Source organism: Ensifer sp. 22460 (assembly GCF_052044935.1).
GTDB lineage: Bacteria > Pseudomonadota > Alphaproteobacteria > Rhizobiales > Rhizobiaceae > Ensifer.
Genome location: NZ_JBQENZ010000019.1, coordinates 97971 through 113995 on the forward strand (window position 1 = coordinate 97971; position 16025 = coordinate 113995).

The 16025-nt window shown below is 58.7% G+C and carries 13 protein-coding genes; 7 read left to right on the forward strand and 6 right to left on the reverse strand.

Translation table 11 applies throughout. From position 1 onward, the window contains the following. Position 1: 1 nt before the first annotated feature. The 5 genes from ACTJKM_RS22705 (at position 2) to ACTJKM_RS22725 (ending at position 5075) form a co-directional block, all read left to right on the forward strand. Entirely contained in the window at positions 2–1138 is a 1137-nt protein-coding gene (locus ACTJKM_RS22705; protein ID WP_058321403.1) for an ABC transporter substrate-binding protein, read from the forward strand. Positions 1139–1223: 85 nt separating this feature from the next. Continuing rightward, positions 1224–2303: an ABC transporter substrate-binding protein gene (locus ACTJKM_RS22710; protein WP_245296119.1), complete on the forward strand. Its 1080-nt coding sequence runs from the start codon at positions 1224–1226 to the stop codon at positions 2301–2303. Between the two features lie 69 nt (positions 2304–2372). After that, on the forward strand, positions 2373–3470 hold the full coding sequence (locus tag ACTJKM_RS22715; RefSeq protein ID WP_440660993.1) for an ABC transporter substrate-binding protein: 1098 nt from the start codon (positions 2373–2375) through the stop codon (positions 3468–3470). Positions 3471–3540: 70 nt separating this feature from the next. Next, on the forward strand, positions 3541–4434 hold the full coding sequence (locus ACTJKM_RS22720) for an inositol monophosphatase family protein (protein WP_057249313.1): 894 nt from the start codon (positions 3541–3543) through the stop codon (positions 4432–4434). A 17-nt stretch (positions 4435–4451) separates the two neighbouring features. Then, positions 4452–5075, forward strand: coding sequence for a dual specificity protein phosphatase family protein (locus ACTJKM_RS22725; RefSeq protein ID WP_440660972.1), 624 nt, complete (start codon positions 4452–4454; stop codon positions 5073–5075). Between the two features lie 412 nt (positions 5076–5487). Here ACTJKM_RS22725 and ACTJKM_RS22730 read toward each other — a convergent pair whose 3' ends face one another. Next, on the reverse strand, positions 5488–6480 hold the full coding sequence (locus ACTJKM_RS22730; protein ID WP_440660973.1) for a GNAT family N-acetyltransferase: 993 nt from the start codon (positions 6478–6480) through the stop codon (positions 5488–5490). Positions 6481–7107: 627 nt separating this feature from the next. Here ACTJKM_RS22730 and ACTJKM_RS22735 point away from each other — a divergent pair. Continuing rightward, on the forward strand, positions 7108–8031 hold the full coding sequence (locus ACTJKM_RS22735) for an NAD-dependent epimerase/dehydratase family protein (protein ID WP_058327532.1): 924 nt from the start codon (positions 7108–7110) through the stop codon (positions 8029–8031). 91 nt (positions 8032–8122) lie between these two features. Here ACTJKM_RS22735 and ACTJKM_RS22740 read toward each other — a convergent pair whose 3' ends face one another. From ACTJKM_RS22740 to ACTJKM_RS22755, 4 genes are read right to left on the reverse strand one after another with little or no spacing between them, the layout of a single operon-like run. Next, positions 8123–9985, reverse strand: coding sequence for a hypothetical protein (locus ACTJKM_RS22740; RefSeq protein WP_440660975.1), 1863 nt, complete (start codon positions 9983–9985; stop codon positions 8123–8125). 6 nt (positions 9986–9991) lie between these two features. After that, entirely contained in the window at positions 9992–12517 is a 2526-nt protein-coding gene (locus ACTJKM_RS22745; RefSeq protein WP_440660976.1) for a phosphotransferase, read from the reverse strand. Further along, a complete protein-coding gene (locus ACTJKM_RS22750; RefSeq protein WP_440638259.1) occupies positions 12517–13359 on the reverse strand; it encodes a glycoside hydrolase family 16 protein in 843 nt (280 codons plus the stop codon). The genes ACTJKM_RS22745 and ACTJKM_RS22750 overlap by 1 nt, the downstream gene beginning before the upstream one ends. Beyond that, the gene (locus tag ACTJKM_RS22755) at positions 13349–14437 is read right to left on the reverse strand and encodes a GNAT family N-acetyltransferase (protein WP_440660977.1); all 1089 of its coding nucleotides are present in this window, start codon (positions 14435–14437) and stop codon (positions 13349–13351) included. Before ACTJKM_RS22755 ends, ACTJKM_RS22750 begins: the two co-directional genes overlap by 11 nt. A gap of 175 nt (positions 14438–14612) precedes the next feature. Here ACTJKM_RS22755 and ACTJKM_RS22760 point away from each other — a divergent pair, with 175 nt between their 5' ends. Continuing rightward, the gene (locus ACTJKM_RS22760; protein ID WP_440660978.1) at positions 14613–15662 is read left to right on the forward strand and encodes a POTRA domain-containing protein; all 1050 of its coding nucleotides are present in this window, start codon (positions 14613–14615) and stop codon (positions 15660–15662) included. Positions 15663–15690: 28 nt separating this feature from the next. Here the strand turns inward: ACTJKM_RS22760 and ACTJKM_RS22765 are convergent, their stop codons facing one another. Further along, positions 15691–15993 carry a hypothetical protein gene (locus ACTJKM_RS22765; protein ID WP_058327526.1) on the reverse strand — a complete coding sequence of 101 codons (303 nt, stop codon included), beginning with the start codon at positions 15991–15993 and terminating at the stop codon, positions 15691–15693. Positions 15994–16025 lie beyond the last annotated feature (32 nt).

The window sequence follows — 16025 nt, forward strand, 5'->3', positions numbered from 1 at the left end:
GATGCAATTTCGGAAGACTGACAGGACAAGACGGGCAATCAGACGCGCGTTGCTGGCATCGGCCATCGCCACACTGGGTGGCCCGGCGCTGGCGGAGGAGCCGTTCGATCTCAACGCGCTGATCGAGGCTGCGCGCAAGGAGCCGCCGATCACGGTCTACGACAGCACCGGCAAGATCGTCGAAATGGCCAAGGCCTTTGCCGAGAAATACGGTGTGGGCGCCGAGGGTTCCAAGGTCAAGGCGACAGCACAGCTCGAGATGATCATTCGCGAAGCCCGGGCCAACAATATCCAGGGCGATGTCTCGATCATCAGCGACGCGCCGGCCGCGATGGCGCAGCTCATTCCGCAGGGCTTTGCCGAGAGCTGGCTGCCGCCGGACCTCGCATCGAAGATTTCCGCGCAATACCACGACCCGCTCACCGTGGTCACCAGCGCCAATGTCTGGGCCTACAACACCGAACTCTTCGACAAGTGTCCGGTCACGAACATCTGGCAGCTGACCGGACCGGAATGGAAGGGCAAGGTCGCGATGCAGGACCCGCTCGGCAAGGCGTCCTATGTCGACTGGTTCAACCAGATGGCCAAGCACGGCGACGACAAGGTTGCCGCCGCCTATAAGGAACTCCATGGCAAGGACCTTCAAACCGACGACGGCAGTGCAACCGCCGCCTGGGTGAAGGCGCTTGCCGCCAATGCTCCGCTCCTGACCGATGCCGATGCGGCGGCTGCCGATGCCGTCGGGGCGCCCGGTCAATCGCAGCCGTTCATGGGACTGATGAGTTCCGCGAAGTTCCGTGACAATGCCGAGAAGGGCATGAAGCTCGGGCTTTGCAAGGACCTGAAGCCGTGGCTCGGCTGGATGTATCCGGGTGTCGGGCTGATCACAAAGGGCACCAACAGCCCGAACGCCTCGAAGCTCTTCATCCACTATGTGATGACCGCCGAAGGCATCGCCCCGCAGGCCGAAGACGGGAAGATGTCGACGAACAAGGATGTCTCGCTGCCTGCCGACGAACCGTCCGGCATCGGCGCCGTCCTCGACCAGGTCATGCCTTATGAGATGTCGACCAGCCTCGACGACTGGGACGCGCGCGAAACCTGGCAGGACCTCTGGCGCATCAACTACCAGAAGTGAAGCGAGATCCGAGGATAATTTTATGAGCACTCAAATCATGGAGTCCCGTCGGCTCGGAGCGGTTGTGTCCGTCACCGCCTTGGGTATGGCGGCCGTTATATCCTTCGCTTCCGCAGCCAAGGGCGAGGAAATCTTCGATCTTGAAGCGACGATCGCGGCGGCAAAGAAAGAACCGCCGATCACGGTCTATGCCGTGACCGGCAAAATCGTCGATACTGTCAAAGACTTCACCGAAAAATACGGAATTGAAGCAAATGGCAAGAAGGTAAATGAGGCGACGCAGGTCGAACTCATGATCCGCGAGCATCAGGCGGGCAACGCCGTCGGCGATGTCAGCCTCGCCATGGATGTTGCTTCCGCAGTTGGGCAAATTCTTCCCGAGGGCATCGCCACCAGCTGGACGCCGCCCGATCTTGCGGGTGACATTGCCGAGACGTCGCGCAACCCGTTGGTGGTCGTCTCCGATCCGCACGTGTGGACCTACAACACGGAGAAGTACGAGAAATGCCCCATTACCAACATCTGGCAGCTGACCGAGCCGGAATGGAAGGGGAAGGTCGCGATGCTCGATCTGTTCGACAAGCCGCTCTATGCGGATTGGTTCAATCAGATCGCTGCTCATCGCGACAACGACGTCGCGCGCGCCTATGAGGCGCACTACGGCAAGACGCTCGATAAGCAAGGCGAGAGCGCAACGGTCGCTTGGGTCAAGGCATTTGCCTCAAATGGCCCGCTGCTCGCCGATTCATCAACCGTGGCCGAGGCCGCAGGTGCGCCCGGTCAGGCCGAGCCGTTCTTTGCGATTACCTCGACTGCAAAGTACCGGGAGAATGTCACCAAGGGACTGAAGCTCGGTATTTGTGCCGGTGTCGAGCCGTTCACGGGCTTCCTTTATCCCGGCTTTGGCTTGATCGCCGCCCAGACGAAGAGCCCGAACGCGGCGAAGCTTTTTGTTCGGTATCTCATGACCGCCGAGGGGATCGCGCCGCAGACCGTTGACGGAAAGGTCTCCGGCAACAGGACGATTGCCCTGCCTGCGGACGAGCCTTCCGGCGTCTCCAAACACCTCGGTGAACTGATGGTCTTTGATGCCGCGACGGCCGATGACGATCTCCAAAAGCGCGAAACCTGGCAGGACCTCTGGCGGATCAACTACCAGAAATAGCTTCGTGAATTTGAAACGGTCTCCTTGGGAGGGGAAGCCATGAAAAAAGGCAACAGCAAGTTTCTTGCAATGGGGGTGGCGTTTGCCGCCCTTGCGACTGCCGTCGCAGTTGAGGCGCGCGCCGAAGAAGCCTTCGATCTCGAAGCGTTGGTCGAGGCTGCGAAGAAGGAAAAACCGATCAACGTCTATGACAGTACAGGCAAGATCGTCGAAATGGCCGAGGCCTTCACCGCAAAATACGGGGTCAAGGCAACGGGCGTGAAAGTGTCGGCAAACAGCCAGCTGGAGATGATCATCCGGGAGGCGCAGGCCGGCAATGTCCAGGGCGACGTCGCGCTGATCACCGATGCACCCGCCGCGCTGGCGCAGCTTCTGCCGCAGGGCTTTGTCGAAAGCTATCTGCCCGGTGATATGAAGGAAAAAATACCGGCGGCCTTCCAGAGCCCTCTGGCGATTTCGACCAATGCCAATGTCTGGGCCTATAACACCGAGGCCTATGACAAATGCCCCATCAGCAACATCTGGGAACTGACGGAGGCGAAATGGAAAGGCAAGATCGCGCTCGTCGATCCCCTGACCAAGAGTACCTATACCGACTGGTTCAACCAGTTGGAGAGACACGCCGACGCCAAGGTCGCGGAGGCCTACAAGGTCCACTTTGGAAGGGACTTGGAGACGAGTGAAAAGAGCGCCGCGGCGGCATGGATCAAGGCGCTCGCCCAGAACGGACCGCTCGTCACGGATGGCGACGACCCGGTGGCTGAAGCGGTTGGCGCCGCCGGCCAGAAGGAGCCCTTCTTCGGGCTCCTGAGTTCGGCCAAGTTCCGCGACAATGAAGGCAAGGGCTATAAGCTCGGGCTGTGTACGGAACTCCAGCCATGGGTCGGTTGGACCTACACCAAGCTCGGCCTGGTCGCGACAAAGACCGCAAGCCCGAACGCCGCAAGGCTCTTCATCCATTACGTGCTGACGGAAGAGGGGATTGCGCCGCAGATGAAGGACGGCAAGCTGCCGACCAACTCCGATATCAAGATGCCGGCGGACGAGCCGTCGGGGATCATGGAAGTGGCGGACCGCCTGTTCCCCTACGATGCCGCAACGGGTCTTGAGGATTTTGACCGGCGCGAGGAATGGCAGGACTTCTGGCGAGTGAACTACGGCAAATAGAAACTTGGGCTCGGCGCGGCCTCACGAATGCGGGTCGCGCCGGCCGTTTCTGAATGAACGGAAAGAGAGCATGGACAACGCCTATCCGCAGGCAAGCCAGAGCCGATCGGACGATGCCGGCCGATTTGGCCGCTCGCGTCATCTGATGAAGATTGCCGAGGGCGCTGCCCGCGCCGTCGGACCGTCGCTGATTGCCGCCTTTCGGGCCGAAATGGCGGTCGATTACAAGCGCGACCTGCACGATATCGTGACGATACATGACAGGAATGCCGAGGCGTTGATCCGCGACGTCATCTTCGCGAACGAACCGAACTCCACCATGCTTGGCGAGGAAGGAGGCCAGATCGGCAAGGGTGACATCCAGTGGTATGTCGACCCGATCGACGGAACGGCCAATTTCGCCAGAGGGCTTGCTTTCTGGTGCGTGTCGATCGCCGCGGTCGAAGCCGGGGCCGTCGTGGCAGGGGTCGTCTACGATCCGGTCGCCGACATGCTCTTCGCGAGTGATCTCGAGCGCTCCTATTTGAATGGGCACGTCATCGTCTCAAAGTCGGTCAGCGATGAAAACCGTGCGACCTTGATCACAGGATATCCCGTTTCCAGGGACTTTCGCCTCGATGGGCAGGATGTCGCGCTTCGCCGCTTCGGCGATCTGGTCGAGACCTTCTCGACGTTGCGAAGGCCCGGTAGCGCCGCGCTCAGCATCGCGCATGTGGCCGCGGGCTTCGCCGATGCCGCCGCCGGCTTCGGTGTCAATGCATGGGACGTGGCGGCCGCCACGCTGATCCTGAAGAACGCCGGCGGCCGCTATGTGCCTCTGACCCTCGGCAAAGTGCCGGCCGGTTCCCCCGATTATCTGTGCCCCGGTTACGTCGCATACGGCGCCGGCGCGGATTATCCGACCTTGAACCGTGTCGCCATGGCCATTTCGGATGGCCGTGTTGCTAAAGTCCTCGCACCATGACTGCCTATGAGGAAATCATGCAAATTAGCGCGACCGACACCCCAACAACCGAAAAGACCAGCAGCGTGTTGCCAAAGCTCAGCCTCATATACGCCAAGCATCCGGCCTATGGTGTCGACATCTTCATCGCGGGCAAGGAGGGGGCGAGCGATCTCGATCTCCTGCGCAGCAATGGCATTACCGCCGTCGTCAACTGCGCGGTCAACCTGGATTTCAATTTCGTCCGCCAACCGCAACTCGTCTCGGATCATCGCAACAATGTCCATGGTCCGGGTGAGATCCGTTACTACAAGGTCGGGCTGATCGACGGGGACGGGAATCCGGATACCCAGATGTTGGCAGCGTACTATATCCTACGCGCTGCGCTGGAGCAGATCCTGCCGGAAAAGCCGTCCTACCCAAGGCGCGAGCGCGGTGGGGTTCTCGTCAATTGCCGCGGCGGGCGTTCGCGGTCCGTAGCCGTCGTGTCGCTGTTTCTGCATCTTACACTACCCGAGCAGTTCCCAACCCTGGAGGCCGCGATCGACTTCGTTCGTGATAGGCGCAACCTTCCTGAAGAGGAATGGTACAAGGCACCAAAGCCCGTGTTGACGGAAGCGGCGCGGCGCGCGGCCGAATGGGCACGCGCAATTGGTTGCTGATACACCAAGGACGATGGCCTCGACACTCGCGCGAGGCCCGGGAGCAAGCTGACAAATCGGGGCCTGCGAAGTGGCGTGTGTGCGAATGACGGTGGAGCACGCTGCGGGATGCGGCGGCCCCGCAGAGTGCCGTTACGACCGAGGCGTCACTTGAACGCCGCCGACGACTTCGATCAGCGTGTCGCCGCCAAGATCGGCAACGCCGACAGTTGCGCCGGTGGGCAGCTCCTCGGGAGCCATCCGGGCCTTCCATTTGGCATCCATTTCCGGCTTGCCGAGATCAAATGCCGATTTGTTGGTGCGCTCGCGGCGATTCAATGCGTATAAGTGACGCAAACTTGTGCCCCATTTAACGGCCCCCGGCACATTCTCGTTAAATGGGCGGGGCGCGGTGAACGGGACGAACGCGGATTCAGTCCTTGAAGCCGATCGCTCGCTTGACGCCTGATTTAAGCAGGTATTCGGCTCGGGAAATCGGGAATCGCTCGATGAATATCTCGGAGTAGTCGTAGTGTGTCGCGCCAAAGCGCTCCTTGAAATGTGAAAGTGAGGCCGAATTGCCACTCTCGCCAAGGTGATAGAAACGGCAGCCCGCCCGGCACGCATCTTCGATGGAGAGCTTTTGAAGGAGATCGTTGGCGCGCGACGTACCCAATGCAACCCGGTCGATTGCGCCGCGTGCGTCGTTCACATTCTTCCCCATCAAGACCAGGGACGCTGCAACGGGTTGTCCGTTCACCCATGCTGCCCAGACCTTGCAGGATGCTCCGAGCGCCTCCTGAATCCGATAGAGCTTTTTGATGGGATCCCGTCTCCCGAAGCGAAACTTCGCCAGCCAGTGCGGTTCGTTGTGCTGTTCGGCCCATCTCTTGACGGACGTCTCAAGCAAGCTGTGGAGCAACGGGATCAACTCGCCGCTGCTGCTGCTCTTAACGACAACGGCCTCCCTCTCGGCCTTGCGAATACTGACCCTTGTCGCCTTGGTGAAGAGCTTGCTGTAGACGTGATCGAAACCATCCTTGAGATCGATAACGTGCGCGCGTCGCGGTTTCGTCATCAGACCCAGGCCGCCCGCCGCTTCGGACCATCGTTTTCCCTGTAATGGGTTGGGCCTGATCCGAATGCTGAGGAAACGCAAAGCCATGAGATCCTTCAGGACTTCCCTGAGGTGGCGGCTGGTCGTGTTCTCGCAGCATACAGCCCCGCCCATACCGCAACCATCGGGATACGATCCCGCAACAAGGTCCACGGGACCAATGGCCGTCACGGTCACGAGCGGAACTAGGATCTGACACCCGTCTTCGAAATGGTAGTAGCGGCTGATGTCCCTGAGCCTGCCCTCAGCGCAGATTGCATTGTTCCACTCTGGCGATTGATAAGGCATCGCCTCCGGATCATGGTTCATCAATTGCCTCCACGCGTCACGCGGAGCGGGGCTTGTGACGCGATAGCAAATCGTGGGTGCGATCCGGTTGTCGTAAGTGTGTTGCATTGGCCCAATACGCAAGAAGAGTGGACACGCAAGAACAAGAAAATTATTTTATGCAAATAAATCGCGTGGAATCCGACACTTAAGCGTCGGTCCGCGAAGAAGCTAAAACCCATAATTCACTTCGGCAGTACAAATTTCCGCGTGATATATATTACGTATGTTTTAATTTAAGGAAAGAGGGCGCAGACTACATTCGCGCGCCCCCCGGCACGGAGTAAACCCACAACTAGTTTGCGACCAGGAACGGCCCTCAAGTTTCGGCAGCCAGGAATTAGCGCTTCGCATGGCGTCGCGACGAGTACATATAGACGGGGACCCGCTCTCGACGCCCGCTACCTGGACGCGAGTAGCAAGGATGTGGGGGCATCGGTGACTTGACTGCTGGGCAGCGAAAATGGAGGATTGAATAGAGACGCTGAGAGCGTCGGTGGTGGCGCAGAGACACCAAATATTGGTTTCGTTCGCAACTCATTTGCGCGTTCTGGTTGGCTAATTGCCGCGACAACTTTCGCCGAGACCAAATGTCATGGGGGAAACGGGTTGAAAACGATCTTGGTTACCGGGGGAGCAGGGTTCATCGGTGCGCATCTGGCGCGGCGATTGCTGGAAACTGGCCGCGAGGTTGTGGTGCTGGATGACCTCAGTTCAGGAAAGCGTGACAATGTGCCGAAGGCAGCCACGTTTATTAACGGTTCTATTCTGGATAAAGAGGTCGTTCGCGGTGCGCTTTCCGGTGTCGATGCCTGCATTCACCTGGCCGCCGTCGCTTCCGTCGAAAAATGCAATCGAGAGCTGACGCATTCTCACGCAATCAACATCACCGGGTTCCTAAATCTGGTTGAGGAAATTGCGAAGTCTGGCACCAAGCGAACAGTAGTCTACGCCTCCTCAGCCGCCGTTTACGGGGCGAGCCAGAACCTGCCGCTCTCGGAGGAAGGCAAGTGCGTTCCGCTTTCGCCCTACGGCGCCGACAAGCTTTCGTGCGAATTGCACGCCCGAGCCGCCTACGAAGTCTATGGTCTCTCGACGACGGGCCTTCGCTTCTTCAACGTCTTTGGACCGGGCCAGGATCCGCAGTCACCCTATTCCGGCGTGATCACCAAATTTGCGCAGCGGCTGGGAAACAACGAGGACATCGTGATCTACGGCGATGGTATGCAGACCCGTGATTTCGTTTACGTCGCTGATGTCGTCGAGGCGCTTATCCGATCAGCGGAGCGGATTCCGGACGGTGCTCGGATCTTAAATGTTTGCAGCGGTGTCGAGACATCGATCAATGAGCTCGCGCGGATCATGATCGAAGAAACCAGGTCTCAATGCGCAATCAGTTACGTGGACGGACTGCTCGGCGAAGTCAGGCGTTCTCAAGGGTGCACCCAAGCGCTCCAGGCAGAGCTCGACCATCGATGCCGCACGGATCTTCGCGCTGGACTGGCACAGTTGCTTACGCAAGGGCGGCAATAGCCTGAAAGTCCTTGTTGCGGCCCCCACGCATGACTACACCATAATGTGCGCTCCGATCCGACACACCTATCTGATGTTGGTTGAGCTCCGCTCAATGGTACCGATTGTCGCGGGCGCTGCCGTCCGCAGTCGCGGGCAGTAAGCGAAATACTTTCGCATTGGTCGATGCCCGCACCAGCTTAAAGCGAGGCGAGGTCAGCAGGTCCCGTTCGATGTGGTCAAAGTCGCCCGGCCGCAACTGCCCGTTGGCTTCAAGAGAAGCTTTCTGGCTGCGTGTGAGAATCACGTAGGCGTCACGCCATTGGGGACTGTCCATCCACCGCAAAAAGACACCTGATGGGTCGGCGGCAATTTCTTCTCGCGTTGACTTCGCTTCCAACGAAATCGCCAAATAGTAGAAATTCTCGTAGTTCATGAACTGCGACGGGTAGCTACGCGAACCTTCGATGAGGAGTGTGTCCTCAGGAGCTGTGCGATAGAGCCATTCGGCCACCGCGACCTCATCTTGCGCAAAGCGGTATTCGCGGTCCTTGCCATTGTTTGCGAATAGGAAACCGATGGTCGAAAAAAGAAGCACGATAGCAAGCGGCAGGAAGACATAGGCCGGCTTTCCCGCCCGCGTCGATGGAAAGAACGCGGCGGCAGCGAAGAAGGCAAGGAAGGGCGACGCAAAGAGGTAAACGCGAAATATCGACTCTCCGCCATACGCAACCGCTATCAGCGGCATTGGTGAGAGCAAGAGTGCGGCGGCGGTGAGGTCCCAGTGGCCATTTAAGAGCCGACGCAAACCGCCGAGGAGCGCAAGGACTATGACGCCTGCCGAAAGCGCGCGCCCGAACAAAACCACCCATGCACGTTCGGCACTCACGTCGGCCACATTCGCGAGCTTGCTGGTGGCTTCTGACAGCGTACCCATGCTGGCCAGTTCGCTCAAAATTTGCTCGTAGACAAAGGGGGCCGCTGGCCAGAGAAGCCATCCAATTTCAGCGACGATAGCAAACACCAGATAGGCGGGCGAAAGCCATCCGAGGACAGTCAGCGATACCGTCGCGAGGATGATCATGAGAGGCGTCAGCTGATGCGTGACCACGACCACGCAAATGAGCACCATCGCCAGCAACGCGGAGAAGGTACGCACAAAGCGGCTGCCCGTCCAGGAAGGTAGCCCGATGGGGCGTGAGACAGGGCCGAGCACATACAGAAAACCAGGTCGTCGCGCCGCCCATGTCGTTTCGCGTTTGCGCAAGGGGCCAAGAAATAGGCCCATGAGAATGAGGTAACAAAGAAATGTAACGCCTTGCGGCGAAAAATAGTCCTGGCCGACCCAGTTGGCGACTACGAATAGCCAACAGGCCGTCAGTTGTAGGCGGCGATCTGCGGACAGGCGTTTGGCAGTTCCCAGAAACGCCCCGACAAGCCCGAGCGTGAGGACCGGCGGGGTGAAGCTTACGATTGGTGCGAGATCGACCGATCTCAAGCCGAAGCGGTCGGCCAACCAAGCCGTCGCCGCGAACAGCCCGGGCCAATTGTGATAGGCCGCGAGGAAAGATGCATTTCGGTCAACGGCTCCATAACGTTGGATGTAGTCGACGACGCCGAGGTGCTTCCAGGCCCAGGAATAGCGCAATGTTCCGTAAACGATCGGCGGGGTCGCGTGAAGGACGATGACGAGCGCGATCAGATAGAAGACGGGTAAGGGGCCAGCGGTACGCCCAGCACATACCAGCCAGGCAAAACCTGCTGCTAGCAACGCCAGTGACAGAAAGAAGCTCCTGGGCAATACCGAAACCAAGCCGACGTCGGTCATCCGATCGGGCTCGATCGCAGGCAACGATATCGCCCAAAGGACCAGCGTCGCAAAGAGTATAGCGGCCAGGGCTACGTCATATCGCTTGGAGACTGTGTCAGCGCCTGTGTTCAATGGCATGTCTTCGACGCGGGCAAGAACGGTCATTACCTGTTACCCCCTCTTCGTGGAGCCGGCAGGAATGGGGTAGGACGACGTCGCGCTTGTCTTGCGCTTTTGTCTGCGGAGGCAGCCGATCGCAAGTATGTGCGGTGCCGCGTTCACCTTACCGCCGTACCAGGCCAGGACCAGGTCGATGTTGACTGCCAGCCATAGCGCCTTATCAGCAAAACAAGACGATTTGGTCAAATTGGTCGCAATGTGGTGCCACCACGCCAACCCGCAAAGCGCGCGCAACACGGCGGGGTCCGTAAGTGCACCGTAGCTCTCCTCAAGTGTGGCACGCATTGGTGCCATGGCCTTCATCTCCTCGGGTGACAATTGCGGCACTTCCAAAAAACGGCGTACAACGAAACCCAGGTCTTCGCCGCTGCGCAAGGCGCGCGCGGTCAGCAACAGGAAGATGACATCAAGGCCGGGCGGGGTATCCTGGGTGGCCGTCTCCCAGTCAATAATTGCACTCAAGCGGACATCAGCTTCATCTGGGCCGGACGTGAAAAGCAAGTTTCCCGGGGCGAAATCCCCATGGCCGAGACTGAGAGACAACGAACGACCGCTCCAGAACTCGCGTTGCTGCGCCTGAAAGACAGCAAGTGCCTCTGCGCGCGACGCCGGGCCGAGCAAATGCGATTGCGATGCGCACACAATATCGGAACCATAATAGAGCCAGCTTTCCAGCCAATCCTGGTTGATTACCCCTTTTGTTCCAGTGCGCGAGTGCATTATGTGGATGGCGTTTATCGCTTGGGCGAGTGCGGAAGGGTACTGTTCAGACTTGGCAAAAACCGAACGACCGTCGGCACCCGGCAACGCGCGCTCCGCGAGCTTTGCTCCTGATGGGTCAACAGAACTCGCGATAATCGTTGAAACCGCAAAATCAAGGTGTCGGAACGCGGGATTGGTGGCGAGCTCACGGCTGCGTTCGATGTGGCGGGTAACTGCTCGGTGACCCTCTGGCGAGGTCGATGCCTTGAAGACGAGGAGTTCGTTCGCAGCGTCATCCGTCCGGAACATGCCTGTTCGTACGTCGCTTTCACGGTAAAATTCCCGCACGGACTGCACAGCTGGCATGGCAAGCCCGGTGGCGGCACAGAAGCTCGCAATTGACGCCTCGAGTGGCGGCGCTGAATGCCGCCGCGGTGCGACATTGCTCCAGATCCGCGCCAGCGACGATAACAAACGCAACGTAAGATCGATCCGACCGGACGGTCCGAGACGGCGCGACAGGTCGCCCAACAGGCCGACCGTCGTTACGCTGTGGGCGATCAGCCACGCGGCCGCCATCCCTAGAGCGCCATAGGCTGCGACAAGCGGAGTGCCAAGACCAAGCACAATGACTAACGTTACGACTTGTGCCAGTGCAACAACTTGTGTCCGACCCGTCGCACGGTGGACGGCGAGAACGAGCGTGACGAGGCTCCAAGGCAGGCAGGATATAGCGAGTAGGCGCAGCAGCGTCGAATTTGTAAACGAGACATCGATACCGAGCACCGTCAACAGAAGTGGCGCGCCTATGATCAAAACCAACACAACAGCTGCCAATGGCGCGATCGTGTAGAGCAAGGCATCTACGGCCAGCCGATGCAATTTCGACTTATCGAACGCGATTTCTGCCAACAGGGAGACGCCCATCGAACGGCTGATCAAATAGACCCCGTAGACGATTTCCCAGCTGATATAATAGACAGCCAGATTGGCCGAGCCGCCATAATGCAGGACGACGAGAGGCGCGATGCCCATTGCCGTCATCGAGGCGAGCGTACCCAGATAGTCCCACCCAAAATATCGAGTGAGCGCCCTGCGGTCCGCTCTCTGGGATTCGCCGTTGATGCGGTGTTGCGGAAGAAAACGGATAAAAATCAGCCAGTTAATGCCGGCCAACAAGAGTGGCAGCGGCAAGATCCACGCCGCATAGAGGCCAGCACCGAGAATGGATGAGCCTGCAAATAGTGTAAGCAACAAAAGCTTGGCAACGGCGAATATGGCGTTTTCAATGGGCACGACCGTCGCCCGCCGCAAACCCGCTAACACGCTATCCTGTAGGGCAAAGAGGGTCCAGGCGACCGTTGCGACCACGAAGGCTGCGGCTGAGATGGGCTGCTCTCGCAGGAAACCCAATTCGGGTGTGATACGGGAGATGAAAATGATGGCGAGCGTGGAAAGAAAAGCCGCTGCGATGGCGGCTAATGCATAGGCCCAAAGCACCAGACGCCGGACGCCCTCCTTCGCGGTCGCAGGTAGATAGCGGTTCAGAAAGTTGCCCATGTTGAGCTGCGAGATGTTTCCAAGCGCCAGCATGGTAGAGATGAGTGCTGCCCCAAGCCCGACTTGTTCGGGGGAGTAAAAGCGGGAAGCCAGGCCCCAGAAGGCGAGTCCGAGCACCGAAGTGAGCCCGGCGCTCGCGATTAGCGCGTAGCCATTTTTTAGGAGTGACGATTGGGCAAGCGCAGCCAACGCGGGATAGGCCCGCGAGACTCGGGCCATGAAGTTGATGTGGTCGTGGTTGTTACGCTGCAACATCAGCCGTCGTCCCGCTGCCAGATACGTACGTAGTCGACGAGGTATGCGGAGGGAAATTTCGTAGTCTTCGATGGAGCCCCCGCCCACTCACCGCCAACAGCCAGATTGAGGAGCAGGTACATCTCTTCACTCGATATCGTCGGGACGTCCGTGTGTCGCCAGACCTCCTTGCCGTCGAGGTACCAAATGATCTTGTCCGCGTCCCAGGTCAGACTGTAGACGTGCCAGTTCGCCGTCAAGTCTGATGTCTCGACGTCCTTCCCGACGCTCTTCTTCTCAGAGGCCGCGTCAAGGTAATGATAGTGCATTCGCAACGTGGAGGATGAATCGCCCAGAACCTCCATAATATCGATTTCCGGACGGGATTTGCGTGTCTCCGGCAGAAGCCATATCGCGGCCCAGAGCCCCTTGCCCGCAGGAACTTTTGCCTTGACTTCAACGTGGCCGTAACGGAACCGAACACGCGAGGGACGAGGCAGTTCGTCGTAGTCGCGCCCCGTGGTGACGATGCCGGAGGTGTAGTCGAAAGTCCGGTCTTCGATGCCCTTGGCCTTTTGTCGTCGAGCAGTGAGCCGCAAAAGTCCTTCGGACATAGTGACGTTTTCTGGTCGGTACCATTGCAGTTCGGCATTGCCGAGATTGGTACAGCCGTCCTTGTTCCACCAATAACAGGTGGTCCACTTTTCCCGGTCAAGTTCGGGTCCGTCGAAGCTATCTTCAAAGATCAGCCGCCACGAACCTTTGGCAGCGATCGGAACCGGTCCGTCAGCACGTGCCGCCGATGTTGCGAGACAGAGAGACAAGAGTATGGCGGTGATGGTGATCGATTGCCTAAGATGCATCACGAAACCCCACCACGCGTTTGACTGTGCTTCGGGCGAAACTGTCGAGGCTTGCGAGGGGAAGTCGCTCATAGCGGTATTCCGCATAGGGGATGGCGACCGCGCCGAAGCGAGATTTGAATTGGGCGAGCGAAGCGGAATTCCCAGTCTCGCCCATATGATAATGTGTACTGCCGAGCCGGCAGGCATCTTCGATTGCCCGGGCTTGAAGCAGGTATGTGGCGCGGCTTTCGCCCGCGAGCTCCTCATCAATCGCGCCGCGCGTGTAATGGGCTTGGTGATGCATGAGCACCAATATTGCGGCAACGGGCCGGCCGTTGATGCGCGCCACATAGAGCCGAAAAGCCTCGCCGAGATGGCTCGCCATTTCGGCGAACTTTGAGCGAGGATCACGGCGCAACCCACGGAAGCGTGCAAGTACTGCAGGTTCATGCTGCTTGCGCGCCCAACGCAACAACGAAAGTTCGAGCAGGCTGTGAAACTCATCGATCAGTCGAGCGCTGTTACCTGCTTCCACCTCAACGCCACATTTTTGGGCGCGTCGGATGTTAGTTCCAGCATTAGAGCGAAAGCGCGCCCGTACAACCTCAATCCCTCCGGCCAAGTCAACGACATGCGCCATGCGGGGAATGGTCGTCCAGCCAGGGCGGACAATCTCAGCCCACATAGTCGCTAAAAGAGGGTTTGGTCGGATTTTAAGTCCGACATAGGGCAACGTCTCAAGATGAGCGAGAACGCAACGCAACTTGTCAGGCGAAATTCCCTGGTCAGAAAGCGGGCCACCGAACCCCCAGGCCGGCGGTGGCGACCAGGCGTAACGCAATGAGGCGACACCCTTGGTAAATAGGGGCAATACCGCTTGGGCACCGTCGGCGAAATGGAAGTGCTGTGGGCTGCATCGGTAGTTGCCGCTGGCAGTGACGGCTTGTGCCCATTGGTGCGATTGGCTGACGAGCGCGGTCCGGTCACTTTGATAGAGGTCAAGCCAAACGGCATCTGAGGCCGGCCCACTTGATTGGATGAGGTGACCAAAGGCGTTAGGGCCGATCGGTTGCGTTGATGCCGTCTCCAAACTCATACAGCCGATCCAGCGCTTCCCTCATGGTCGTTCATCGGTGCGTTTCACAAGCATAGGACGAATAAGCAGGAAATGAAATGCCCGAGAATGATCTCTTAGGGGGCGTGCATCTTCACAATTTTGTGCTTTACTAATGTAGGACAGCACACTGGCAGGTTATGCTTGGAGCCAGCAAATGCCGCATCGATCGCAAAACCGAATATTAACGGCGAAACAGAAGCTCAAAAAGATGAACTGGCGCGTCACAAGGTTCCTTACCGCGGGCGCCGTCTGGATGTTTGCGGTCTTACCGGCGTCAGCCCAATCGGTGGTGCTCGACACGCAGGACATTTCCTTACCCTATCTCGCGCGGGCACTTGAGCAGGCTTACCAATTGCCGCTTCTGTTAGGCGCCGGCGCTTCGCCGGCCGAACGAAAGGAGGCGCTCGCGACCGAAAAGGCCCGGCTCAAGGGCGTGATCGCCGGCTTTGGCTATTTGGACGCGGATGTCTTCGAGGAGGATCAGAAAGGGCAAATAGTTCTCCACCCCAAGCTTGGTGATCTCTACAGGGTGACGTCCGTCGAACTCAAGGGCATTCGTCCATCGGAACTGGACCGTGAGGTCCTCGATCGGCTCGCCGCGATCATTGATGAGTTTGTCGGGCAGCCCGCGACGACATTCGTCGTTGATACGTTCACTCGGCGTATCCTCCAAATCGTCACCGCCCAAGATTTCGCGCACGCACGGCGACGGGCAACGGATTGGGTCCGTAAGGGCGAGGGTGTCGCGACTGCTGTCATTGATCTCGACTTGGGCCCCCGCAACCGTTTCGGTGAGGTTCGGTTTAGTGGCGCTCTTCGCATGCAATCCGAACTCCAGCGCCTCGTTCCCTTTCGTTCCGGCGACCGCTACAGCGCCGCAGCTGTTGAACAGCTACGTCACAATATTGAGGCCCTTAGTACTGTGAAGTCTGTAAGGATTGCCATGGGTAAAGACGAAGACGGAATGGTCCCGATCGATGTCAGAATCCGCGAAGCGCCTGCAAATCTCGAGACGTTGCGCCATTCGAACCCGCTCGACGTTGGAAGTGGCCTCGCCGCGATCGCAGGTCTATTTTTTGTTCAGATGGGAGCACAGACTGGCTTGCCGCGATCCCGGTTGCGCCCATTAATATGGTGCACAGGTGGCTGCCTATTGATATTTGCAGCGTTGGCGGCTCTCAGGCTCGTTAGCTTCTTAGCTTGACGCCGGCATGGGTTAGGCTGGACGTGTGCTATTGCTCGCCTTTGGGCGTCGGAATAAGGGTTCCGACAATCAGTGGGCCGTTGACCGGCTGGCGTTGACTGGCGGCATCGCTGAGAACAGCGTCAATCTCTTCCTTAAGCGCCTGGCCTTTGGCGACGAGCGCCGCCTCGGCCTGGATTAAGGTAGCGTTATCCGCGCTCGCGGTTGTTGCGATGGAACGTCGCAATTCCCTCAAGTCCGCAATTAGAGCGTTCCACTCTTCCATGAGCTTCATCCACCGCTTGACTGGGTCCGTTGTCGGTGCCTTGGCGATATGTTCTTCCGACTGCATCAGCCTCGCTTACCTTTGTTTGCACGGTAATC

Excerpts from the sequence above, each read along its gene's own strand:
- ACTJKM_RS22745 (WP_440660976.1), bottom strand. The coding sequence starts at position 12,517 with ATGTTGCAGCGTAACAACCACGACCACATCAACTTCATGGCCCGAGTC.
- ACTJKM_RS22740 (WP_440660975.1), bottom strand. The coding sequence starts at position 9,985 with ATGACCGTTCTTGCCCGCGTCGAAGACATGCCATTGAACACAGGCGCT.
- ACTJKM_RS22730 (WP_440660973.1), bottom strand. The coding sequence starts at position 6,480 with ATGAACCATGATCCGGAGGCGATGCCTTATCAATCGCCAGAGTGGAAC.
- ACTJKM_RS22760 (WP_440660978.1), top strand. The coding sequence starts at position 14,613 with ATGCCGCATCGATCGCAAAACCGAATATTAACGGCGAAACAGAAGCTC.
- ACTJKM_RS22705 (WP_058321403.1), top strand. The coding sequence starts at position 2 with ATGCAATTTCGGAAGACTGACAGGACAAGACGGGCAATCAGACGCGCG.
- ACTJKM_RS22765 (WP_058327526.1), bottom strand. The coding sequence starts at position 15,993 with ATGCAGTCGGAAGAACATATCGCCAAGGCACCGACAACGGACCCAGTC.
- ACTJKM_RS22755 (WP_440660977.1), bottom strand. The coding sequence starts at position 14,437 with ATGAGTTTGGAGACGGCATCAACGCAACCGATCGGCCCTAACGCCTTT.
- ACTJKM_RS22725 (WP_440660972.1), top strand. The coding sequence starts at position 4,452 with ATGCAAATTAGCGCGACCGACACCCCAACAACCGAAAAGACCAGCAGC.
- ACTJKM_RS22720 (WP_057249313.1), top strand. The coding sequence starts at position 3,541 with ATGGACAACGCCTATCCGCAGGCAAGCCAGAGCCGATCGGACGATGCC.
- ACTJKM_RS22750 (WP_440638259.1), bottom strand. The coding sequence starts at position 13,359 with ATGCATCTTAGGCAATCGATCACCATCACCGCCATACTCTTGTCTCTC.
- ACTJKM_RS22710 (WP_245296119.1), top strand. The coding sequence starts at position 1,224 with ATGGCGGCCGTTATATCCTTCGCTTCCGCAGCCAAGGGCGAGGAAATC.
- ACTJKM_RS22715 (WP_440660993.1), top strand. The coding sequence starts at position 2,373 with ATGGGGGTGGCGTTTGCCGCCCTTGCGACTGCCGTCGCAGTTGAGGCG.